The sequence below is a fragment of the Streptomyces sp. NPDC056580 genome (assembly GCF_042793175.1).
GTDB lineage: Bacteria > Actinomycetota > Actinomycetes > Streptomycetales > Streptomycetaceae > Streptomyces.
On the sequence record NZ_JBHTVE010000010.1, the window covers coordinates 52,141 to 74,553 of the forward strand.

Annotated in this window: 18 protein-coding genes and 1 riboswitch; of the genes, 9 read left to right on the plus strand and 9 right to left on the minus strand. The window is 73.8% G+C overall.

The window, feature by feature from the left end; translation table 11 throughout:
- Positions 1-44 precede the first annotated feature (44 nt).
- The 3 genes from ACFQ9Z_RS22895 to ACFQ9Z_RS22905 are packed head-to-tail and all read right to left on the minus strand — an operon-like array spanning position 45 to position 4,725.
- Positions 45-1,223 (minus strand): VWA domain-containing protein, encoded by a 1,179-nt coding sequence (locus tag ACFQ9Z_RS22895; RefSeq protein WP_383021705.1) that lies wholly within the window; start codon positions 1,221-1,223, stop codon positions 45-47.
- A complete protein-coding gene (locus ACFQ9Z_RS22900) occupies positions 1,220-3,598 on the minus strand; it encodes a DUF5682 family protein (RefSeq protein WP_383021709.1) in 2,379 nt (792 codons plus the stop codon). The genes ACFQ9Z_RS22895 and ACFQ9Z_RS22900 overlap by 4 nt, the downstream gene beginning before the upstream one ends.
- On the minus strand, positions 3,595-4,725 hold the full coding sequence (locus ACFQ9Z_RS22905) for an AAA family ATPase (protein ID WP_383021712.1): 1,131 nt from the start codon (positions 4,723-4,725) through the stop codon (positions 3,595-3,597). Before ACFQ9Z_RS22905 ends, ACFQ9Z_RS22900 begins: the two co-directional genes overlap by 4 nt.
- Before the next feature lie 132 nt (positions 4,726-4,857).
- Here ACFQ9Z_RS22905 and ACFQ9Z_RS22910 point away from each other — a divergent pair, with 132 nt between their 5' ends.
- Complete coding sequence (locus ACFQ9Z_RS22910) at positions 4,858-6,222, plus strand: SWIM zinc finger domain-containing protein (RefSeq protein WP_383021717.1); 1,365 nt, start codon at positions 4,858-4,860, stop codon at positions 6,220-6,222.
- Positions 6,223-6,287: 65 nt separating this feature from the next.
- Complete coding sequence (locus tag ACFQ9Z_RS22915; RefSeq protein ID WP_383021721.1) at positions 6,288-7,925, plus strand: DUF5691 domain-containing protein; 1,638 nt, start codon at positions 6,288-6,290, stop codon at positions 7,923-7,925.
- Positions 7,926-8,003: 78 nt separating this feature from the next.
- On the opposite strand, the gene ACFQ9Z_RS22920 is transcribed toward ACFQ9Z_RS22915, so the two are convergent.
- Positions 8,004-8,426, minus strand: a complete 423-nt coding sequence (locus ACFQ9Z_RS22920) for a cobalamin B12-binding domain-containing protein (protein ID WP_360671105.1) — start codon at positions 8,424-8,426, stop codon at positions 8,004-8,006.
- A gap of 224 nt (positions 8,427-8,650) precedes the next feature.
- Between ACFQ9Z_RS22920 and ACFQ9Z_RS22925 the strand changes: the two genes are divergently transcribed.
- Both ACFQ9Z_RS22925 and ACFQ9Z_RS22930 read left to right on the plus strand, forming a co-directional pair.
- Positions 8,651-9,502 (plus strand): esterase/lipase family protein, encoded by an 852-nt coding sequence (locus ACFQ9Z_RS22925; RefSeq protein WP_383021724.1) that lies wholly within the window; start codon positions 8,651-8,653, stop codon positions 9,500-9,502.
- Between the two features lie 255 nt (positions 9,503-9,757).
- A complete protein-coding gene (locus ACFQ9Z_RS22930) occupies positions 9,758-11,338 on the plus strand; it encodes a M23 family metallopeptidase (RefSeq protein ID WP_383021728.1) in 1,581 nt (526 codons plus the stop codon).
- A gap of 80 nt (positions 11,339-11,418) precedes the next feature.
- Here the strand turns inward: ACFQ9Z_RS22930 and pcrA are convergent, their stop codons facing one another.
- Positions 11,419-13,899, minus strand: coding sequence for a DNA helicase PcrA (gene pcrA, locus ACFQ9Z_RS22935; RefSeq protein ID WP_383021734.1), 2,481 nt, complete (start codon positions 13,897-13,899; stop codon positions 11,419-11,421).
- Positions 13,900-14,182: 283 nt separating this feature from the next.
- Positions 14,183-14,355: riboswitch (cyclic di-AMP (ydaO/yuaA leader) on the plus strand.
- A gap of 7 nt (positions 14,356-14,362) precedes the next feature.
- Here pcrA and ACFQ9Z_RS22940 point away from each other — a divergent pair.
- Both ACFQ9Z_RS22940 and ACFQ9Z_RS22945 read left to right on the plus strand, forming a co-directional pair.
- On the plus strand, positions 14,363-15,484 hold the full coding sequence (locus ACFQ9Z_RS22940; protein ID WP_383021737.1) for a C40 family peptidase: 1,122 nt from the start codon (positions 14,363-14,365) through the stop codon (positions 15,482-15,484).
- A 206-nt stretch (positions 15,485-15,690) separates the two neighbouring features.
- Complete coding sequence (locus ACFQ9Z_RS22945; protein WP_383021740.1) at positions 15,691-15,930, plus strand: hypothetical protein; 240 nt, start codon at positions 15,691-15,693, stop codon at positions 15,928-15,930.
- Between the two features lie 23 nt (positions 15,931-15,953).
- On the opposite strand, the gene ACFQ9Z_RS22950 is transcribed toward ACFQ9Z_RS22945, so the two are convergent.
- Positions 15,954-16,307, minus strand: a complete 354-nt coding sequence (locus tag ACFQ9Z_RS22950) for a hypothetical protein (RefSeq protein WP_383021743.1) — start codon at positions 16,305-16,307, stop codon at positions 15,954-15,956.
- Between the two features lie 426 nt (positions 16,308-16,733).
- Between ACFQ9Z_RS22950 and ACFQ9Z_RS22955 the strand changes: the two genes are divergently transcribed.
- Entirely contained in the window at positions 16,734-17,795 is a 1,062-nt protein-coding gene (locus ACFQ9Z_RS22955; protein ID WP_383021747.1) for an NlpC/P60 family protein, read from the plus strand.
- Positions 17,796-17,811: 16 nt separating this feature from the next.
- Here the strand turns inward: ACFQ9Z_RS22955 and ACFQ9Z_RS22960 are convergent, their stop codons facing one another.
- Both ACFQ9Z_RS22960 and ACFQ9Z_RS22965 read right to left on the minus strand, forming a co-directional pair.
- Complete coding sequence (locus tag ACFQ9Z_RS22960) at positions 17,812-18,543, minus strand: LuxR C-terminal-related transcriptional regulator (RefSeq protein WP_383021750.1); 732 nt, start codon at positions 18,541-18,543, stop codon at positions 17,812-17,814.
- Positions 18,540-19,865: a PspC domain-containing protein gene (locus ACFQ9Z_RS22965; RefSeq protein ID WP_383021755.1), complete on the minus strand. Its 1,326-nt coding sequence runs from the start codon at positions 19,863-19,865 to the stop codon at positions 18,540-18,542. Before ACFQ9Z_RS22965 ends, ACFQ9Z_RS22960 begins: the two co-directional genes overlap by 4 nt.
- Before the next feature lie 163 nt (positions 19,866-20,028).
- Here ACFQ9Z_RS22965 and ACFQ9Z_RS22970 point away from each other — a divergent pair, with 163 nt between their 5' ends.
- Positions 20,029-21,513 carry a PspC domain-containing protein gene (locus tag ACFQ9Z_RS22970; protein ID WP_383021760.1) on the plus strand — a complete coding sequence of 495 codons (1,485 nt, stop codon included), beginning with the start codon at positions 20,029-20,031 and terminating at the stop codon, positions 21,511-21,513.
- Positions 21,500-21,712, plus strand: a complete 213-nt coding sequence (locus tag ACFQ9Z_RS22975; protein ID WP_383021763.1) for a hypothetical protein — start codon at positions 21,500-21,502, stop codon at positions 21,710-21,712. Before ACFQ9Z_RS22970 ends, ACFQ9Z_RS22975 begins: the two co-directional genes overlap by 14 nt.
- Here ACFQ9Z_RS22975 and ACFQ9Z_RS22980 read toward each other — a convergent pair.
- A complete protein-coding gene (locus ACFQ9Z_RS22980; protein WP_383021768.1) occupies positions 21,703-22,233 on the minus strand; it encodes a DoxX family protein in 531 nt (176 codons plus the stop codon). The genes ACFQ9Z_RS22975 and ACFQ9Z_RS22980 overlap by 10 nt on opposite strands.
- Between the last annotated feature and the right edge of the window lie 180 nt (positions 22,234-22,413).

Consider the following 22,413-nt stretch of genomic DNA (forward strand, 5'->3'; position numbering starts at 1 on the left):
CCCCTGTTACCAATGAGTAGCCATGTCCCTTTCGCCACCACACGTCACGCGGTGTCCGGTATGGGCAGCGGCCGCTTCTCGATCGCCGCCGCCATCACCTCGGGGAACAGGTCGGGCGTGCAGGCGAACGCCGGCGCCCCGAGCGCGGCGAGCGCCGCCGCGTGCTCCCGGTCGTACGCGGGCGCTCCTTCGTCCGACAGCGCGAGCAGGGCCACGAACTGCACCCCGGACGCCTTCATCGCCGCGACCCGCTTGAGCATCTCCTCCCGTATGCCGCCCTCGTAGAGGTCGCTGATCAGCACGACGACCGTCTCGGCCGGTCGGGTGATCCGCTCCTGGCAGTAGGCGAGCGCCCGGTTGATGTCCGTGCCGCCGCCGAGCTGGGTGCCGAAGAGCACGTCGACCGGATCGTCCAGCTGGTCGGTGAGGTCCACGACCGCCGTGTCGAAGACGACGAGCCGGGTGTCGATCGACCGCATGGAGGCCAGCACCGCGCCGAAGACGGACGCGTAGACCACGGACGCCGCCATCGAACCAGACTGGTCGATGCAGAGGACGACCTCCTTCTTCACGGACTGCGCGGCCCGCCCGTACCCGATCAGCCGTTCCGGCACGATCGTGCCGTACTCGGGCAGGTAGTGCTTGAGGTTGGCCGCGATGGTGCGGTTCCAGTCGATGTCGTGGTGGCGCGGCCGGCTGACCCGCGCGCTGCGGTCGAGGGCGCCGGTGAGGGTGGCCCGGGTGCGGGTGGCGAGCCGCTTCTCCAGGTCCTCGACCACTTTGCGCACCACCGCCCGCGCGGTCTCCTTCGTCGTCTCGGGCATGGCCCGGTTGAGCGAGAGCAGTGTGCCGACCAGGTGCACGTCGGCCTCGACCGCCTCCAGCATCTCCGGCTCCAGCAGCAGGGAGGCGAGCCCCAGCCGGTCGATGGCGTCGCGCTGCATGACCTGGACGACGGAGGAGGGGAAGTAGGTGCGGATGTCCCCGAGCCAGCGGGCCACGGACGGCGCCGAGGCGCCGAGGCCCGCCGAACGCTCCCGCCCGCCCTGCGGTTTGTCGCCCTTGCCGTACAGCGCGGCGAGCGTGCCGTCCATCGCCGCGTCCCGGCCGGACAGGGCGCATCCGGTGCCGTCGGCCTGGTCGCCGCCGAGCACCAGCCGCCAGCGCCGCAGCCGCTCGCGCGCCGGGTCGGCGGGTTCCGTCAGCAGGGGTTCGCCGGTCATGCGCCCACTCCCGTCAGGCAGTCGTCGTCGCTCGTCGTGGTGCCGTCGTCCGGGTCCGGGCCGAGCAGCAGCCGCAGCACCGGCAGCACGGCGTCGGCCCGCTCGGTGTCGGGCTCGGCGGCGAAGCCGGGCACTACTGGTGTCCTGGCCGTGCGGGCGGTGTCCGCCCCCGGGCCGCGGCGCACCAGTTCCCCGAGGGTTCTGCGCACGCCCGGCTCGTACGCCGAGAAGGTGCGCCGCAGCAGCGGCAGCACGTCGGTGAAGGCGTCCGCGGGGACCCCGGTGAGCCAGGCGTCGACCAGGCCGAGCAGCCGTTCGTCGTGGACCAGCAGCATGCCGCCGCCGCCCCCGGCGAAGCCCTCGATCCAGGCCGCCGCGTCGGCGGGCGGGGTGCCCGGCGAGAGCACCAGGCCCATCAGCCGGGCCGCCTCCTCCGGCTCCAGCTCGCCGTCGTCCAGCAGCAGCCGTACCGCCCGCCCGCGGACGACGCCGGGCACGGTGTCCCGCGTGGCCAGGGTCCGCAGCACGGCACGCCACCGGCCGCGCAGGTCGCCGTGGCCGGCGGCCGGTGCGCCGGCCAGGGTCTCCGCGAGGAGGCCCACCGCCGTGTGCGCTGCGTCCACATGGCCGCGCATCTCCAGTGCCGCGTCCGCGTCCAGGGCGGCGCAGGCCGCCGGCAGGCCGACGAAGACCCGCTCGGCCAGGCCCGCGGCGACGCCGGCCAGGGCTCCGGTGTCGGTGCCGCGCACATCGCCGTAGCGCAGCGAGCGGACCAGCGCCGGCAGCGCCTGGGCGAGGTGGCCGACGTCCGTGTCGAGGGCCGCCCGGTCGGCGAGCACCCGCATCACCACGGGCAGCGCGTCCGGCAGCCCGGCGAGCAGGCAGTGCTCGGCCAAGGCGGTGACGTCGGCGAGGGCGCGCGCGGCGAGCGCGTCGGCCTCCGCCTTCGCCGTGGCCGCGGCGAGCACGGTCGTCCCCCACACCCCCGCCTCGGCGACCCGGACCGACAGCTCCGGCTCCCAGCGCAGCCGCCAGGTCTCCCGGAAGGTGCCGGTGCTCCCCCGTGACTCGGCCGGCTCGCCCCAGCCGACGCCGAGCAGCCGCAGCCGGTGCAGCAGCCTGCCCCGGCCGGCGTCGGTGTCCTTGCGCAGGTCGAGTTCCAGCTCCCGTTCCAGCGCCTCCGGCTTCAGCCGCAGCCTGCGCTGCTCCCGGGCGAGATCGCGCTGCAGGGGCACCGCGGGCGCCGCTTCCGGCACCTCGCCCAGCAGGTCGCCGACGACCAGCCGGTCGTGCACCAGCGCCAGCGGCACGTCGGAGCCGTCGCACATCACCGCGCGCACGGCGTCGGTGGTCTCGGTCAGGCCGGGCAGCGGGCGGCCGCGCATCGCCGCGAGGGTCCCGGCGAGCCGTACCGCCTCGATGACGTGCGCGGAGGAGACCATCCGGTCCTCCTCGCGCAGCAGCCCCGCCACCTTGGTCAGCCACCGCTCGACGGGACGGTCCGGCGCCCGGAACAGGTGCCCGTACCAGCCCGGCGAGTCGATCCCGGCGCCGTAGCCGCTCGACCGGGCCAGCCTGCGGTGCGTCCAGGGCACCCAGGTCAGGTCGGTCCTGACCTTGGGCAGCCCCTTGAGCAGCGCCCGGTCGGCGGTGACGGTGGCCCGCTCCCGCAGCGCGGGCACGTGCCACGCGCCGCACACCACGGCCACCTCCGGCCCGAACTCCTTGCGCGCGGCGCGCACCTGGAGCCGCATGTGGGCCTCCCGCACGAGGTCGCGCGGTCTGCCGCCGGCGCCGTAGCGCTCCCGCAGCGCGCTCATGGCCTCCTCCAGCGCGGCGAACGGCGCGAAGGGGTCCAGGGGGCCGGCGCCCCGGTGCTCGACGACGTCCTCCCACCAGCGCTCGGGATCGTCGAAACCGGCGGTCCCGGCGAGCACGGCCAGCGGGTCGAGGCGCAGGTCCCGCTCCGGCCCCTCCTCGTCCTGCGGGCCGGCCCCGGACGGGGTCTCCGTCCCGGTGTCCCAGGCCAGCGTGTGCGCGGCCGGCAAGTCGATGAAGCGGACCGGGACGTCGTGCCCGAGGGCCCAGCGGATCGCCACCCACTCGGGGCTGAACTCGGCCATGGGCCAGAACGCCGAGCGTCCGGGCTCGTCCACGGCGTGCGCGAGCAGGGCGACAGGGGGGCGCATGTCCGGGTCGGCGGCCAGCGGGACCAGCGGGTCGGCCTCGGGCGGCCCCTCGACGAGCACGGCGCCGGGCCGGGCCGCGTCCAGGGCGGCCCGCACCGCGCGCGCCGAGCCCGGTCCGTGGTGCCGTACGCCCAGCAGCAGCGGCCCGGAGCCGTACGCGCCGTCCCGGGCGGCGGTGCCGCTCACGCGCTCACCTCCCGGCAGGCCCGGTAGAAGTCCTTCCAGCCGTCGCGCTCACGCACCACCGTCTCCAGGTACTCCTGCCAGATCACGCGGTCGGCCGCCGGGTCGCGGACGACGGCGCCGAGGATGCCGGCGGCGACGTCACCCGCGCGCAGTACACCGTCGCCGAAGTGGGCGGCCAGGGCCAGGCCGTTGGTCACCACGGAGATCGCCTCCGCCGTGGACAGCGTGCCGCTCGGCGACTTCAGCTTGGTGCGGCCGTCGGCGGTCACGCCGTCGCGCAGCTCGCGGAAGACGGTCACCACCCGGCGGATCTCGTCGACGCCGTCCGGCACGGCGGGCAGGTCGAGGGAGCGGCCGATCTGCTCCACGCGCCGGGTGACGATGTCGACCTCGGCGTCGGGGCTCTCCGGCAGCGGCAGCACCACGGTGTTGAAGCGGCGGCGCAGGGCGCTGGAAAGGTCGTTGACGCCGCGGTCGCGGTCGTTGGCGGTGGCGATGAGGTTGAAGCCGCGGACCGCCTGCACCTCCTGGCCCAGCTCCGGGATCGGCAGCGTCTTCTCGGACAGGATCGTGATCAGGGTGTCCTGGACGTCGGCCGGGATGCGGGTCAGCTCCTCCACCCGGGCCGTCATCCCCTCGGACATGGCCCGCATAACGGGGCCGGGCACGAGGGCGTCCCGGCTGGGGCCGTGCGCGAGGAGCTGCGCGTAGTTCCAGCCGTAGCGGATCGCTTCCTCCGGTGTGCCGGCCGTGCCCTGTACGAGCAGGGTCGAGTCGCCGCTCACGGCCGCCGCCAGATGCTCCGACACCCAGGTCTTGGCCGTGCCGGGGACGCCGAGCAGGAGCAGGGCGCGGTCGGTGGCGAGGGTGGTGACGGCGACCTCGACGATGCGGCGCGGGCCCACGTACTTCGGTGTGATCACGGTGCCGTCCGGCAGGGTGCCGCCGAGCAGGTAGGTCGCCACCGCCCACGGCGACAGCTTCCAGCGGGCCGGGCGCGGACGGTCGTCCTGGGCGGCGAGCGCGGCGAGTTCGGCCGCGAACGCGTGCTCGGCGTGCGGTCGCAACGCCTGCGCGTCCTGGTTCCCGCTCGCGTCGACGGACATCGGTTCCACGGACACAGACATGGCTGAGGCCCCCTCCAGCTCGGCCGGTTCGGATCTGGCACCAACCGTGCACCACCCCACTGACAATCGCCCTGACCTGCAGGAACGGGCTCGCGAGGCCGATTGTCAGTGGGGGGACCTACCGTCGTTTCCATGACTGAGCAGGGGGTGCGCTGGACCGCGGACCAGGTGCTGGCTCTGGCGCCTGACGCCGCGTCACGCAAGGCGGGAAGCAGGCTGGGCACGGCCGGGCCGTGGTCCGGCACGGGCAGCGGAGAGGGGACGGTGTGGGGGCTGTGCAAGGGCAGCGGCAGCAGGCCGTACCAGACGGTGGCGGACCTCGCGGACGTCACGGGCCCGGCCTACAAGTGCAGTTGTCCGAGCCGTAAGTTCCCGTGCAAGCACGCCCTCGGGCTGCTCCTGCTGTGGGCGGAGGGGGACGGCTCGGTACCGCAGCCGGCCGAGCCGCCGGACTGGGCCGCGCAGTGGCTCTCGGGCCGGCGCGAGCGCGCGGAGAAGAAGGAGGCGGGGGGCGGCGGCGGTTCGGCTTCCGGGTCCGCCGATCCCGGGGCGGCGCGGCGACGGGCGGCGCGCCGCGCCGAGCGGGTCACCGCGGGCGCGACGGAACTGGAGCAGCGCCTGGCGGACCTGCTGCGCGGCGGTCTGGCCACGGCCGAGCAGGCCGGGTACGCCCTCTGGGAGGAGACGGCGGCGCGCATGGTCGACGCGCAGGCGCCCGGACTCGCCGCGCGAGTGCGGGAGTTGGGTGCGATACCGGCCTCCGGCCCGGGCTGGCCGGCGCGGCTGCTGGAGGAGAGCGCCCTGCTGCACCTCCTGGACCAGGGCTGGCTGCGCCACGACCGGCTGCCGGACGCCCTCGCGGCCACGGTCCGCTCCCGGCTCGGCCTGCCGGCCCAGCCGGACGGCCCGCCGCTGCGCGACCGCTGGCTGGTGCTGGCGCAGTACGACACGGCGGACGCGAAGCTGACGACGCGCCGGTTGTGGCTGCACGGCGCCGACTCGGGTCTGACCCGGCTGCTCCTCTCCTACGGCGCGGCCGGCCGGGCACCGGAGCTTTCGCTGCCGGTCGGGCTGGTCCTGGACGCGGACCTGTCCGTGTTCCCCGGCGCCGGTCAGACGCGGGCGGCCCTGGGCGAGCAGTACGCGCCGCCCGTGCCCGCCGCGCTGCGGCCACCCGGCGCGACCACCGCCCAGGCGGCGGCGCGCTACGGCGAGGCGCTCCGCGAGGACCCCTGGCTGGACTCGGTCCCGGTCACGCTGGACGGGGTCGTGCCGGTCCAGGACACGGAGGCGGGCGGGGGCTGGCAACTGGCCGACGCGCAGGCGGACTCGGCGCTGCCGCTCACCGAGGCGTTCCGCGCCCGCCCCGGCCTGTGGCGCCTGGTCGCCCTGTCCGGCGGCGCGCCCGTGCGGGTCTTCGGCGAGTGCGGCCACCGCGGCTTCACCCCGCTGACGGCGTGGCCCGAGGGCCCGGGCGACCCGGTGACGCTGTGTTGACCGGAGGGGACCGCCGGCCGGAGTCCGGCGCAGCGCACTCGAGGACGGAAAGGGAAGGGGACGGCATGGACGGAACGCCGGCCACGCGGGACGGCGAGGCCTCCTGGGAGGAGCTGGTCGCCACCGCTCTGCTGGGCACCGACCGGCGCCCGCCGGCGGCGTCCGCCGGGCGGGAGGCCCCGGTGGCCCTGCTGGACGCCGCCGCCGTGGCGACCGTGCGGCGACGGGCGGGCCTGCGGCCCGGGCGGGCCGCGCGGCGGCCGGAGCCCGCCCCGGAGGATCCGCGTCCGGCGCTGCCCGCGGCCGCGGCCCGCAGGCTCGCGACGCTGCTGGCCGACCGCTCGGGCGGCGCGGGCGGCGGCCGTCGGGGCAGCTCGCCCGACCTCATGGAACTGCTCCCGCAGTGGCTGGCGGCGGCCAACGCGCACGGCTACGCCGCCCCTGCCCCGGCGCTGCCCGCGCTGCTGGACGCCGCCCGGGGCCGCACGGACCTGCGGCCGGCGGCGCTGGCGTTCGCCGGGCCGCGGGCGCTGTGGCTGGCCCGGCTGAACCCCGACTGGCGGTTCGCCCTGCGCGCGGCGCCGGGCGGCGGCGCGGCACTGCCCGGCGCCGGGGACGGCGAGGCGGTGCGCCTGCTGTGGCAGGAGGGGCTGTTCGCCGAGCGGGTCGCGCTGCTGGGCGCACTGCGGGCCACCACCCCCGCGGTCGCACGGGAACTGCTGGAGGGCACCTGGCCCACCGAGCGGGCGGAGGACCGTCTGATGTTCCTCGACTCGCTGCGCGCGGGCCTGTCGGCCGAGGACGAGGCCTTCCTCGAGCGGGCGTTGAGCGACCGCAGCCGCAACGTCCGGGCGACCGCGGCGGAACTGCTGTCGTCGCTGCCCGGTTCGGCGCTCGCCACCCGCATGGCGCGACGGGCCGCGGCGTGTGTGGCCGTGGACCGCACCGCGGACTCGCCCGCACTCGTGGTGGAGGCGCCGCACGAGTGCGACCCGGGCATGGAGCGCGACGGTGTGACGGCCAAGCCCCCCGCCGGCAGAGGCGAACGCTCCTGGTGGCTGGCCCAGTTGGTGGAGGCGGCGCCACTGGGGATCTGGCCCGGGCGGCTCGGCGGGCGCACCCCGGCGCAGATCGTGGCGCTGCCGGTGTCCGACGGCTGGCAGGGCGAGCTGCACGCCGCCTGGTGCCGGGCGGCGGTGCGGCAGCGGGACGCCGAGTGGTCGAGGGTGCTGCTCGGCTCACCGTCGGCGCCCGAGGCCGGCGGGCCGGGCGCGGTGTCCCTGGCGGAGCGGGCGAAGCTGCTGGCCGCGCTCGACGCCGGCGCACGGGCCGAGTGGGTGGCGGGTTTCATCGCGACCCACGGCCTGTCCGAGGCGTTCCAGCTCCTCGGGGTGTGCGCGGTCCCCTGGTCCGCCCCGCTCGGCCGGGCCGTGGTGGACGCCCTCGAGATCGCGCGGGACGGGGGCAGTTACCCCTGGAGCTTCAGCGGGGTGATGGGACTGGCCGAGCGGTGCCTCGACCCGGCGGAGGCCACTCGCCTCGACGCTCTGCTCGCGATACCCGACGAGCGGGAGGACGCCTCGCCGGGCGCCGGGGGCTACTGGGCGGAGGCGTTCCAGCGGCTCGTCACCACCCTGCGGCTGCGGGCGGCGATGGCCGTGGAGCTGGCACCGGGCGGAACGCCCCGCAGGTCCGGGGACTGAGAAGGGGGCCGTTTCGGACGCGAAGGGCTCCGGGAGCGGCGCCCCCGTAGCCTGCCGCACGGCACCGCGTCCGGCGGCTCAGCCGCCGGACGCGGCCGGCTGGCGCACGTTCTCCCGCACCCACTCCACGATCGCCGTGGTGGTCGCTCCCGGCGTGAAGATGCCCGCGACGCCCTTCTCCTTCAGCGGCGCGATGTCCTCCTCCGGGATGATGCCGCCGCCGAAGACGACGATGTCCTCGGCCTCGCGCTCCTTGAGCAGATCGATGACGGCGGCGAAGAGGGTGTTGTGGGCGCCCGAGAGGATCGACAGGCCGATCGCGTCGGCGTCCTCCTGGATCGCGGTGTCGACGATCTGCTCGGGCGTCTGGTGGAGCCCGGTGTAGATGACCTCCATGCCGGCGTCGCGCAGCGCCCGCGCGATGACCTTGGCCCCGCGATCGTGGCCGTCGAGCCCCGGCTTGGCCACAACCACGCGGATCGGACCGGCTGCCACACCCATCACTGCCTCCATCAGAGGATCACGGAAGCGATCGCTTCCGTCCGTAACGACAAGTACCGCACTTTTGGCGCGTCCCGCCACCCGTCGCGAAGTGAACGAACGTTATCCCCAGCATCCCGCAACCGGCAGTTTTACGGTGCGCGGGGAGGGGGAAATCACATAGTGGGACATGAGGGCACGCGGGGGACGGAGCCGCCCCCCGCGTGCCGACTGGAGGTCGGCCAATGAAGGTCACCGGGGTACTGCCGCTCGTCCTCCCGATCTACCGGCGCCTGTGGCCCGGCAGACTGGTCGATCTCTCCATGGCCCTGCTCAAGGCGACCGCGCTGGAGGCGGCGATCCTGGCCGGGCACCTGCTGCTGTACCCGACCGGTTTAACCCAGGAGCGCCGCGGTCCCGCCCCGTCCGCCCAGGACGGCACCACCCGGCTTCCGGGCAGGCCCGGCCCGCCGGTCGTCCTGCTGCACGGCTTCATCGACAACCGCTCCGTCTTCGTCCTGCTGCGCCGCAGCCTCGCACGCAGCGGCCGCCAGCGCGTGGAATCGCTCAACTACTCTCCGTTGACGTGCGACATACGCATCGCGGCCGAACTGCTGGGCCGGCACGTCGAGGAGATCTGCGAGCGCACCGGCAGCAGCCAGGTGGACATCGTGGGACACAGCCTCGGCGGCCTCATCGCGCGCTACTACACACAGTGCCTGGGCGGCGACGCCAGGGTGCGCACGCTCGTCACCCTCGGCACGCCGCACTCCGGAACCCGGGCCCTGCCCCTGGCGAGCGCGCACCCCATCGTGCGGCAGATGCGGCCCGGCTCCGAGGTGATCGAGGCGTTGGCCAGGCCGGCGCCCGGCTGTCGTACGCGCTTCGTCAGCTTCTGGAGCGACCTGGACTCCGTGATGGTCCCCCTGGAATCGGCCTGCATCGACCACCCCGACCTGGATGTGCGCAACATCCGCGTGACGGGCATCGGGCACCTCGCGCTGCCGGTGCACCCGGCCGTCGCGGTCGGCATACGGGAGGCCCTCGAGGCAGCGCCCACCGAGACCCGGCTCACCGACGGCGCGACGGTGGCCTGAGCGAAGCCGGCCGGCGGGGGGCGAACCGGGCCGAGCGGGCCAGGACAGAGCCGCCCCATCGGTTACCCAGAGTCACCCTGCATCGAACAGACCTCGAACACAACGCCAAAGTCGGGTTCACGACCCCCGAATCACGGCCGAATGCCCGTTTCCGGCCCACGCGAAACCGGCCGACGATTGTCGCGCCCGCGTACCGCCGGGTACAGTCGCCGCACTGCTCTGGCAGCCACTGTTGTCGAGGCGAAAGAGAAGTAGGTGAACGACCGTCACCCGTCGGGGACCATGACCACCCCGGCCCCGGCTTCCGACGCCTCCACCGGGCACTACGCCTACGGAACGCAGGAAGCCCACTACGACGACCTCACCACGTACGGCGGCTACGACGCCACCGGTTTCACGGCCACCACCAGCGGGACCGGCGCCTTCGCCACCGACCCGCTCTTCGGCAGCCTGCCGGGCGACGACCAGCACACCGGCGTCTACGACAGCACGCAGTGGCAGACCGGTACGGGCCAGTTCACGCAGCACGACCCGTACGCGGCCCAGCAGCACGCGGCCTACGACACGGGCGCGTACGACACCACCGCGTGGACGATCCCCGCGCAGGCCACGGGCGACGACTTCAGCGGCCAGTGGGACGCGAACGCCTGGCTGCAGCAAGACCAGTCCGCGGGCGCCGACCAGACCCAGCAGTGGCAGTGGGGCACCCAGGCCTACGACACCGCCGCGTACGACGCCACGCAGTGGAACTCCGACGGCACGCCCGTGCCGCACGAGCACCTCGCGGCGCCGCACGACCAGCCCGGTACGCCGCACGACCAGCACGCCGAGCGGTTCGCCCAGGCCGCCGGGACGGGCGAGTTCGCCGAGTATGCCGAGGGCGGCGAGTACCCCGAGGCCGGCGAGTATGCGGGCACCGGCGAGTACACCGGCGCCGCCGAGTTCGGCGAGTACGCCGAGACCGGTGAGTTCCCGGATGCGGGCACCGGGGACGGCGAGCCGGGCGACACGGGCGAGCTGCCCGCGGTGCCGGATCTGCTCGACGACCAGGAGGAGCCCGCTCCGGTGCCCGCGCCCCGCGCGGGCTCCCGCGGCGCGGCGCGTTCCCGGCGCCGTACGCCCCCCAAGCGCTCCGCACTGCTGACCATCGCCGTGCCCTCGGCCTGTGTGATGGGTGTCGCCGGCATCGCCGCCGCCTCCGTCGGCGGTCTGACCGACGACGGAGGCGACTCCTCCGTCACTGCCTCGGACGCGCAGTCGGTGAAGCCGTCCGTCGCCAACAGCAAGCTGGACACCCAGCTCAGGACGCTCTCCGCCGGCGCCGACGACTTCGCCGACCGGGCCAGCCGGACGCAGGAACGCATCGATCTCAAGACGCAGCAGGAGCTGCAGAAGAAGAAGGCCGCCGCCGAGGCCGCGCTCAAGGAGCGGCTGCGGCCCAAGTTCGCCATCCCGGTCCTGCAGAAGGGGCTCAGCGCCTACTTCGGCCAGGCCGGTGTGAACTGGATGTCCGTGCACACGGGCATCGACTTCCCGGTCTCGTACGGCACCACGGTGATGGCCGCGACCGACGGCGTCGTCTCCACCAAGTGGAACAGCGCCTACGGCAACATGATGATCGTGACGGCGAAGGACGGCACGGAGACCTGGTACTGCCACCTCTCCAGCTACCGGGTGGCCGCCGGTACCGCCGTCAAGGCCGGCCAGCCGATCGCCTACTCCGGCAACTCGGGCAACTCCACCGGCCCGCACCTGCACTTCGAGGTCCGCCCGGCCGGCGGGGCGGCCATAGACCCGCTGCCGTGGCTGCGCAGCCACGGACTGGACCCGAGCTGAGCCCCGGACGCACGCGAACGATGTGAGCCCTGCCGGTCCGGCGGGGCTCACATCGTTCGCGAAGCCGCTCGGCGGGCCGGCTAGAGCTTCTCGACGGGCGCGTACCGCAGCAGCAGCCGCTTCGGCTTGGCGTCCCCGAAGTCGATCGTCGCCTCGGCGTTGCCGCCGGTGCCCTTGACCGCGACGACCGTGCCGAGGCCGAACTGGTCGTGCGTGACCCGGTCCCCGACGGCCAAGGCGACCACCGGCTTCTCGGCCGTGCGCCGGGTGGCGAACCCGGACGCGCCCGACGCCGCGGAGCGGGAGCGGGAGGAGGACAGCGACGCCGCGATCCCGGCGGCGGGCCCGGAGGACACCGGCGCCGCGGCTCCGGTCCGCTTCCACTCCAGGTGGGCGGCCGGGATCTCCTCCAGGAAGCGGGAGGGCGGGTTGTACGACGGCTGGCCCCAGGCGCTGCGCATCGCCGACCGGGTGAGGTACAGCCGCTCCCGCGCGCGCGTGATGCCCACGTACGCCAGGCGCCGTTCCTCCTCCAGTTCCTTGGTCTGGCCGAGGGCGCGCATGTGCGGGAAGACGCCGTCCTCCATGCCGGTCAGGAAGACCACCGGGAACTCCAGGCCCTTGGCGGTGTGCAAGGTCATCAGGGTGATGACGCCGTCGCCGTCCTCCTCGTCCGGGATCTGGTCGGAGTCGGCGACCAGCGCGACCTGTTCCAGGAAGTCGGCCAGCGTGCCCGCCTCCCCCTCCGCGCGTTCCTGCTCGAACTCCAGGGCCACCGCGGCGAGTTCCTGCAGGTTCTCGATGCGGGTCTCGTCCTGCGGGTCGGTGGAGTTCTGCAGCTCGGCGAGGTAGCCGGTCCGTTCGAGTATGGCCTCCAGCACGGTCGCCGGTCCGGCGCCGGACTCCACGATGGTCCGCAGGTCCTCCATCAGCGTGTTGAACCGCTTGACCGCGTTGGTGGAGCGCGCGGCCATGCCGTAGGCCTCGTCCACACGCTTGAGCGCCTGCGGGAAGCTGATCTTCTCGCGCTGGGCGAGGGCGTCGATCATCGCTTCGGCGCGCTCTCCGATGCCGCGCTTGGGCACGTTGAGGATGCGGCGCAGCGGCACGGAGTCCTCGGGGTTGGCGAGGACGCGCAGGTAGGCCAGGACGTCCCGGACCTCCTTGCGCTCGTAGAAGCGGACGCCGCCGACGACCTTGTAGGGCAGGCCGACTCGGATGAAGACCTCTTCGAAGACACGGGACTGGGCGTTCGTGCGGTAGAAGACGGCGACGTCCCCCGCCTTCGCGTCGCCCGCGTCGGTGAGGCGGTCTATCTCGTCGGCGACGAACTGGGCCTCGTCGTGCTCGGTGTCGGCGACGTAGCCGGTGATCCGCGCGCCCTGGCCGGCGTTGGTCCACAGGTTCTTCGGGCGGCGGGACTCGTTGCGCTCGATGACCGCGTTGGCGGCGGACAGGATGGTCTGCGTGGAGCGGTAGTTCTGCTCCAGCAGGATCGTCGTCGCGTCCGGGTAGTCCTCCTCGAATTGGAGGATGTTGCGGATCGTCGCGCCCCGGAAGGCGTAGATCGACTGGTCCGCGTCACCCACCACGCACAGCTCGGCGGGCGGCAGGTCGTACTCGCCGGGCGGTGCGTCCTCGTCGTGCTGCCCGGTGCCCACCAGCTCGCGGACCAGGGCGTACTGCGCGTGGTTGGTGTCCTGGTACTCGTCGACCAGGACGTGCCGGAAGCGGCGGCGGTAGTGCTCGGCCACGTCCGGGAAGGCGCGCAGCAGGTTGACCGTGGTCATGATCAGGTCGTCGAAGTCCAGCGCGTTGGCCTCGCGCAGTCTCGACTGGTAGAGCGCGTAGGCCTGGGCGAGGGTCTTCTCGAAGCCGTCGGTGGCCTGGGCGGCGAAGTCCTCCTCGTCGATCAGCTCGTTCTTCAGGTTGCTGATCTTGGCGCTGAAGGACTTCGGCGGGAAGCGCTTGGGATCGAGGTCGAGGTCGCGGCAGACCAGGGCCATCAGGCGCTTGGAGTCGGCGGCGTCGTAGATCGAGAAGGACGACGTGAAGCCGAGCTTCTTCGACTCGCGGCGCAGGATGCGCACGCACGCGCTGTGGAAGGTCATCACCCACATCGCGTTGGCGCGCGGGCCGACGAGCTGCTCGACCCGCTCCTTCATCTCGCCCGCGGCCTTGTTGGTGAAGGTGATCGCGAGGATCTGCCCCGGGTGCACGTCGCGCGCGGCGAGCAGGTGGGCGATGCGGTGGGTGAGGACGCGCGTCTTGCCGGAGCCGGCGCCGGCCACGATGAGCAGCGGCGAGCCGGCGTGGACGACCGCGGCGCGCTGGTTGTCGTTGAGCCCCGCCAGCAGCGCGTCCGCGTCGATCACGGGACGCGGGGCGCCGTCGCGGTAGTGGGCGTCCCGGTCCGGCGGCACGTCGAACTTCCCGCCGAACAGATCGTCCGGAAGGGGCTCCGGGGCGTGATCGTCCTCGGGCGGCGGCGGGGGCTCCTCCGCGTGCCCGCGAGGGGCCTGGAGGTCCGCCAGGAAGCTGTCGTCAAAGAGGCTGCTCATCGCTCTACGAGTCTAGGGGCCCGCACCGACAACCGGTCCCGACAGCGGAAAGTCGGCGCCCGTGAGGTGCGCGACAGGACACGGCAGCGGCACGCCGGCAACCTCGCCACGGGCGCGGCCGGGCCGCTCACCCTGCGGAAGCGCCTTGTCACGCCGGTGTGAGACTTGCCCGGGGGCACGGAAATGTATCGGACATATGGCACGGCAACCTTCACAGGAGTCACACGAGTTGGCTAGGTTGCCGTCAGGCCGCACGACCCCTACCGGCGAACCTCGCCGGGCCGCGCGGCCTCCGCCGAGTCCGGTGCGCCCCTTCGCGGCGGCCGGAGCCGGGGACCCACCGATCCTGGGGTGAATCGGCCGACTCCCGCCCGGGACGACGCCGTAGGGCAACCCTTCCGAACCACCCGCCCGAACCCGACAGCTAACCCGGTAGGCGGCACGTTGGAAGGAGTCGCCTCCCTTGGCGTCGCACCGCAAGCCGGGTCCCCCGGGGGCCCGTGGGACGGGCATCCGCACCCCTGTCCTGGCCACCGCCGCGCTCACCTCCGTGGCCGTCCTGTCCCAGACGGCCGGGGCCGCACCGGCCTCCGCGTCCGCCCCCGCGGGCGACGCCAGGCCGAGCGCGGAGGAGATCGAGAAGAAGATCGACGAGCTGTACCGCAGGGCGGATCCGGAGGAGGAGCCGGCGGCCGTGCAGCGGGGACGCGCCGAGACCCCGCGCCCGGAGGCCGTACGGCGTCCGGGACTGTTCAGCAAGGCCCGCGAGGGACTGGTTCCGTTCACCGCGGCACCTGAGACGGCCACCTCGCTGCTCGCCGATTTCCCGGAGGACCACTTCGCCCAGAGCCGGCTGATGAACCGGCTGGCCTCCCGGGTGAAGGGTGCCTCCGAGCGCGGGAAGCCCCCCGCCCCCGCGGCCGCCGACGCCCCTGAGGCGTCCGAGGCGCCGGCCGCGGCGTCGTACGACGTGAAGACGGCCAAGGCGGCCGTCCAGCACAAGCTCGCGACGGCGCGCGCGCTCCTGACCCACCTCACGGCACCGGTCACGGCACCGGACCCCGCACCGGTTCCGGCTGCGGTTTCCGCTCCGGCGCGGGCGCGGGCTCGGGCTCTGACTCCGGCCGGATCCTCGGCCCCGACGCCGGCTTCCGCCCCCGTCACGGAACAGGCGCGCTCCGCCGCGCCGCCGGTGAGCGTGCCGCCCGTCGTCCCGCCGGCGCCCGTCACCAAGGCCGAGAAGGCCATCGCCTTCGCCCGCGCGCAGATCGGCAAGCCGTACGTCGCCGGTGCCAGCGGACCCGGCTCCTACGACTGCTCCGGGCTCACCCAGGCCGCCTGGAAGGCCGCCGGCGTCACCCTGCCGCGTGCCGCACGTGACCAGGCCGCCATGGGCACCACCGTCCCGCTCGCCGAAGCCCGCCCGGGTGACCTGGTCTTCTTCGGCGACGACAGCAGCCATGCGGGCCTCCTCACCGGCGACGGGACGATGATCCACGCCCCGCGGCCCGGTGCGTACGTCCGCGAGGAGCCGGTCCACCTGTACGGCGAGCCGGTCGCCCACCGGGTGGTGCGCCCGGCCTGACGGTGCTCTTTTCGGGCCCCACGCGCGCGTGCCCCACGGGCGACCGCGCTGCCGCCGCCTGGCATCGGGCGCATGCCCGTGCCCGGCTTCTCCGGTCGGCGCACGTGGTGGCAGGGGCGTCCGACGGCGGCGGGAGCCGCCGTCATGGCGAGCGGCATCGTGTCGGTGGGCCTGCATCTGACCGGTTCCGAGGCGGTTTCCCAGGCGTGGCCCTGCTGGTCGCCGAGGCGGCCAGGCCGCGGCTGCGTTACGACGTGCGGCGGTGGTCGACGGTGTTCCCGGTGGGCAGGACGGCCACGTCGACCCTGTCGGCCGGGACGGCCCCGGCCCTCGGGTGGCTGAAGCAGCCCGGCCAGGCGCCGGTGTGGCTGGCGGTGGCGCTGTGCCTGGTGGTCGCGGCAGGCGCGGTGCACGCGGCCCGCACCGGCCTCCTCAGGGCGGGCTGAGCCTCACGGCCACAGCACGGGCATCATGTCCACAGCACGGCGATGAAGATGTTCACCACGGTCAGCAGACCCACGAGCCCGAAAACGCGCTTGTCCACCTTCTCCTCGTCGCGCTGGACGTAGACCAGCGCGAGGATCACGATCAGCAGGGCCAGCTTCACGCCGATCTTGACGGTGTTGACGTGGTGGCCGTCGGCCTCGTTGAGCCCGACCAGGGCCACGCCGGTGACCAGCATGGTGAACGCGCCGTGCAGCATTCCCGGGACGAACCGGGCCGTGCCCTGGCCCATCGCCTTCATCTGGGTGAGGAAACCGCCGAGCAGCGCGGCGATGCCGATGATGTGCAGGCCGACGAAGAGATGGATGAGTACGTCCATGACCCCGGAGCCTAATGAGGGGGTCCCAGGCGGCCGGCCACCGGGCCCGTCCCACGACCCGGAACCGGCGCGGATGATCTTGCATATATGCGCCGCATAGCACCACAGGGTTCCCGCGGGCCCCGTGACGCGCGCTTCGGTCACTACGGAGCGTCAAGGCGGCAGCCATAGCTCGGCGAGGCGATCACGGACTCGCTCAGCCCGGTCCGTCTCGGTCAGTTCCGTACAGTGCGTTACCGGGCTGTCACAATGCGGCCTAACGTCCTCCCCCAGGTGACCGGCTTCCCACCGCCGTCCGGGCCAGGGGCGGCCGCCGGCCGCCTCCGCCGAGAAAGGTCCGGCGGCGGCCCGTTCCCCTGTGCGGGCCGCCGCCGGACACACCGACCTCTCGGCCGCAGAGGTCCATGGAAGGACGTGACGGTCCAGGTGGCAGCGCACCGAAAGCCCCGACAGCGCTCACTCGGCGGCAACACGGCCCGTACGGCCGTGACCCTCGCCCTGGCGGGCGCGGCCACCGCGACGGCCTTCGAGGGCACGGGCAACGCCGAACCGCAGCTGACTCCGGCCCAGGTGAAGGCCAAGGTCGACAAGCTGTACCAGGAGGCGGAGACCGCCACCCAGCGGTACGACGGGGCGAAGGAGAGGACGGACGCGACCCAGCGGCGGCTGAACTCTCTGCGGGACGAGGCCGCCCGCAGACAGCAGCGGCTCAACACGGCGCGCGACGCGCTGGGTTCGGTGGCGGCCGCGCAGTACCGCGACGGCGCGATCGACCCTTCCTGGCAGCTGGCGCTGTCCAGCGACCCCGACCGGTACCTGGACGGGGCCGCGCTCGCGGAACGGGTGGGCGACCGGCAGGCCGGGGCGGTGGCGCGGGTGCGCGAACAGCTCCGTGAGATCGAGCAGTTACGCGGCGCCGCTCGCGTCGAGCTGAAGTCGCTGCGGTCGCGGCAGGCGGAGGTGCGGCGGCACAAGCAGACGGTCACCGCGAAACTCGCGGAGGCGCGCAGGCTGCTGGCACGGCTCACTCCCCCGGAGCGCACGCAGATCACCGGCGACGGCGCCGCCGCCGACCACGCCTCGCGCTCGGCCTCCGACGCCCGGGCGGCCCTGGAGCAGGCGGGGCCCGTTCCCTCCGGCTCCCGTGCGGCGGCGGCCGTCGCCTACGCCTACCAGAAGCTCGGCAGCCCCTATGTGTGGGGCGCGACCGGACCCAACGCCTTCGACTGCTCCGGACTGGTGCAGGCCGCCTACCGCTCCGCCGGCATCTCCCTGCCCCGCACCACCTACGCCCAGATCAACGCGGGCCGGCGTGTGCCCCGCTCCCAGCTCCAGCCCGGCGACCTGGTCTTCTTCTACTCCGGCATCAGCCATGTCGGCATCTACATCGGCGCCGGCCGGATGATCCACGCCCCCAACCCGTCGGCGCCGGTCCGGGTGGCCCCCGTCGACGAGATGCCCTTCGCGGGGGCGACGCGGGTGGCGTGAGCGGCGGCCGGGCGGGTCAGACCAGCCGGCGTGCCGTGGCCCAGCGGGTCAGCTCGTGGCGGTTGGAGAGCTGGAGCTTGCGCAGGACCGCCGAGACGTGGGACTCGACCGTCTTGACCGAGATGAAGAGCTGCTTGGCGATCTCCTTGTAGGCGTAGCCGCGGGCGATCAGACGCAGCACCTCCCGTTCGCGCTGGGTGAGGCGGTCCAGGTCCTCGTCGACGGGCGGGGCGTCGGTGGAGGCGAAGGCGTCCAGGACGAAGCCGGCCAGGCGCGGCGAGAAGACGGCGTCGCCCTCCTGGACCCGGAAGACCGAGTCGACCAGGTCGGTGCCGGTGATGGTCTTGGTGACGTAGCCACGGGCACCGCCGCGGATCACGCCGATCACGTCCTCGGCGGCGTCGGAGACGGACAGCGCCAGGAAGCGGACGGGCCGCTCGGCGTCGGCCATCAGCGCGGCGCACCGGCGCAGTACTTCGACCCCACCGCCGCCGGGCAGGTGGACATCGAGCAGGACCACCTCGGGCCGGGTCGCGGTGATGACGGAGACCGCCTGGTCGACGTCCGCGGCCTCGCCGACCACCTCGACCCCGGTCTCGGCGGTCCGCCCGATCTCGGCCTGGACACCGGTACGGAACATACGGTGGTCGTCCACGAGCACCACGCGCACGTGCCGTTCACCGGCCGGGCCGGACCCGGCCTGCTCCGCCGCTCCCGCCGTACCGCTCGCCTCGGTCGCGTCGCTCATGACGTCTTCTCCGCCCTCTCCATCTCCAGTTCGACCTCCGTGCCGCCGCCCGGCACCGCCCGCAGCCGGGCCGTGCCGCCGTTGCGCTCCATGCGGCCGATGATCGATTCTCTGACACCCATCCGGTCGGCGGGTATCGAGTCGAGGTCGAAGCCCGGACCGCGGTCACGGACCGACACGAACACCGTCCTCCCCTCGACCTCGGCGTAGACCTGTACGGCGCCGCCCTCGCCACCGTACTTGGCGGCGTTGACCATCGCCTCGCGCGCGGCCTGCATCTGCGCCCCGGTCCGTTCGTCGAGCGGGCAGTCGCCGACCACGACCACCTCTATGGGCACACCGTGCTTGTCCTCGACCTCAGCCGCGCTGCGCCGCACCGCCTCGGCGACCGTGTCCGGCTCGTCCGCCTCGTCCTTGCCCGTGCCCTCGGGCTTGTACAGCCAGGTGCGCAGGTCCCGCTCCTGGGCGCGGGCCAGGCGGCGCACCTCGCCGGCGTTGTCGGCGTTGCGCTGGATCAGGGTGAGGGTGTGCAGCACGGAGTCGTGCACGTGGGCGGCGACCTCGGCGCGCTCCTGGGCCCGGATGCGCATCAGGCGTTCCTCGGAGAGGTCCTGGGTCATCCGGACCAGGTAGGGCCCGGCGAGCAGGGTGATGCCGACGAGGACGGCGAGCGCGGCCTGGAGGACCGCGCCGAGGTGGGCGGCGGAGCCCTGCATGACGAAGATGGCGGAGACGCCGGCCGTGACCAGCAGGACCCCGACGGCCGCGCGCAGCAGGCTGAGCGTGCGGCGACGGCTGCCGACCTCCACCCAGCGGGCACGGCGGGCGTTGTCCGCCTGGCGCCACACCAGGGCGACACCGGCCGCGACCAGCACGGCGGGCAGCAGATAGGCCTTGGCCCCGTTCGTCAGGTTGACGCTGCCCACGAAGACCATGGACACGATGACCATGAGGAGCAGGGCGACGATCTGTCCCTTGTCCGGCTTGCGGGCCACCAGTCTGCGCCGGCCCTCCGGGGAGGTCTCGGTGCCGACGAGCGGCGGCTTGTGACCGCCGACGCCGCCGACGCCGAGCGGGACGAAGAACCAGAACGCGGCGTACAGCAGCGCACCGAGGCCGTTGGCCATGAACAGGCCGATGAAGACGAGCCGGACCCAGATGACGGGCAGGCCGAGGTGCCCGGCGAGGCCCCGCGCCACTCCGCCGAGCCAGCGGCCGTCGCTGCTGCGGTAGAGCTTGCGCGGTGGCCGCGGGTCGTCGAGGGGCAGTGCTGCGGCTTCCGGCATGGCATCGATGTTCACACGGCCGCGGGGGCGGAGCATCAGGGTCCGCCCCCTAATCTCCCCTGATCCCGGTGCCGGCGGTCCGCGGCGGCCGGGCGGCCCGGACCGGAGCGCCTTCCGGTCGTGCCTCCGGGCCGATCTCAGGGTTCGCCCAGGGTCATCCCGACTGCCCTCGCGGCGGACGGACCGTCACCATGGACGCATGACGGATCACGAGCACGCCGCGACGGGTCCGGGACCCGGCCCCGGCCCGCGCCCGGACCCGGGCCCCGGACCGACGGATGCCGGGCCCGCCGCGACGGGAGGGACCGGAGCGCCCGGCGTGGAGAAGGCCGCCGGCACCGGCGCCGCGGGACGGACGACGACGGCACAGCGGGAGCAGGGCCCGCGGGAGCAGGACGGAGCCGAAACCCCCGGCCGCTTCCGGCGCGACCGCCGGCACAAGATGATCGGGGGCGTGTGCGCGGGGCTCGGGCGGCAGACCGACATGGATCCGGTGATCTTCCGGATCACCCTGGCGGTGCTGGCCGCGACCGGTGGCATCGGTCTGATCTTCTACGGCTTCGCCTGGCTGCTCGTGCCGTACGGGGAGGAAGAGGAGAACGAGGTCCGCAAGCTGCTGACCGGGCGGGTCGACGGGCAGGCGCTGGCCGCCGTGCTGTTCTCCCTCGTCGGCTGCGGCATCTTCCTGACCATGCTGAAGAACGGCGGGGTGCTCGCCTTCGCCGTGGTGCTCTCCCTGCTGCTGGCCGGCGCGGGGTACTGGTCACGGCACCGCGGGGCCCCGGACCCCGATCCGCTCGCCGCACAGGCCGCCGCCGACGCCCCGCCGGAGGCCAAGGCGCCGCCGATCATCGACATCTACCCCCCGTCCTGGTGGCGGGACCCGATCGTCAAGGACGGCACCCACGTCGGGGGCACCGGGTATCTGTGGGGTCCGCCCGACACCCGCGACCGGGACCTCGCCCCGGCCGTCGACGTCAGGATGGACCTGCCCTGGACCCACCCGGGCTCCGCGCAGGCGGCCCGGCCGGCGGCACCGCCGAGACTGCGTGGCCCGCGCTGGATCGGTGGCTGGGTGTTCCTGCTCGCCCTGCTGGCCGGCGGCCTGGGCACCGGGCTGACCTGGGACACGCACCCGCTGGGCGCCAGCCTGCAGACCGGCCTGGCCTGGGCGCTCGTGGTCCTCGGCCTCGGCATCGCGCTCAGCGCGTTCCTGGGCCGGACGGGAGCCGGTTCGGTGTTCCTCGCGATCGTTACGGCCGCGCTGCTGGCGGGCGCCGCGGCCCTGCCGAAGGACATAGCGACCCACTGGAGCCGGACGTCCTGGAGACCGGCCGCGACGGCGGAGGTGCGGCCCGCCTACTCCGTGGGCACCGGTGTGGGCACCCTGGACCTGACTCGGGTGCACCCCGGCAGGGGGCGGACGGTGACCACCGGCGCCGGGGTGGGCGCGGGGCAGTTGAAGGTGATCGTGCCGCGGGACGCGACGGTGCGGATGAACATCGACGTGGGCGTGGGCGACATCCGGTTGCCCGGTGAGAGCAGGGAGGACGTGGACGTGAAGCCGGGCAGGCACCAGAAGGTGACCCTGTCACCCGTCGGGTCCGCGAAGAGGACCGGCACGCTCAGGCTGGACCTCAGGGTGGGCGTCGGACAGGTGGAGGTCAGCCGTGCTGCGTCATGAGTTCCGGCCGGGGAAGCTGGTCGCCGGCCTCTTCCTCACCGCCGCCGGCGCGGTCTACGCGGGTGACGCGGCGGGGCTGTGGGACACCCCGTGGTTCGTGATCATCCCGCTGGTGGTGGGCGGCCTGTGCCTGGCCGGCGTCAGTACGGCGGCGGCGCGCGGCATACGCAGACACGCCGCGCGCGGCGGTCAGCGGTAGCCGCCCGCGCGGGCTCGTCGCCGGGACCTCAGGGCCGCGTCGACGGAGAGGTAGGGCGTTCCGGCGAGGACGAGGGGCAGCCAGGCCATCAGGTACGCGAGGTCGTTGCCGTAGTAGTACGGCTGCGAGGCCCAGCTCACGGTCAGCCACAGGCTGAGCGAGATCAGCGCGCCGCCCAGGGCGGCCAGCCGACCGAACAGCCCGAGCAGGGTGCCGATGCCGACGGCCAGTTCGCCGAGGGCGATGGTGAAGCCGAAGCCGACGGGGTTCTTCAGGGCCAGGTCGATCAGGGCCGGGATAGCGGCGGAGCCGCGGGCCGCGCGCATGGTGTCGCCGATGGAGCCGGCACCACCGGACTTGAGGAAGGCACTGTCGGTGATCTTGCTCAGCCCGGCGTACACGAAGGTCACGCCGAGGAAGATGCGAAGCGGAAGGAGAGCGTACCGGGTGGCCGAGTCACGCCAGCCTCGCCCACCGTTCAGATCGGAGACGTACGTGTCCATCCGAGTACTCTGAGTCATCACTGCCAGCCGCCTCTCACCCACCGTGCCGGTACCCCTCGACCGACGATACGTACGGCAGGCGAGAACGGTTCAATTCCCTACGGGACGCTTGTACTGTTTTCCGACCTTCGGGTGTATTCGGAGAGCCGAACCGGAGGAAGCCGGCGGCCCGCAGGCCGGCCTCCTCGCCATCGCTCC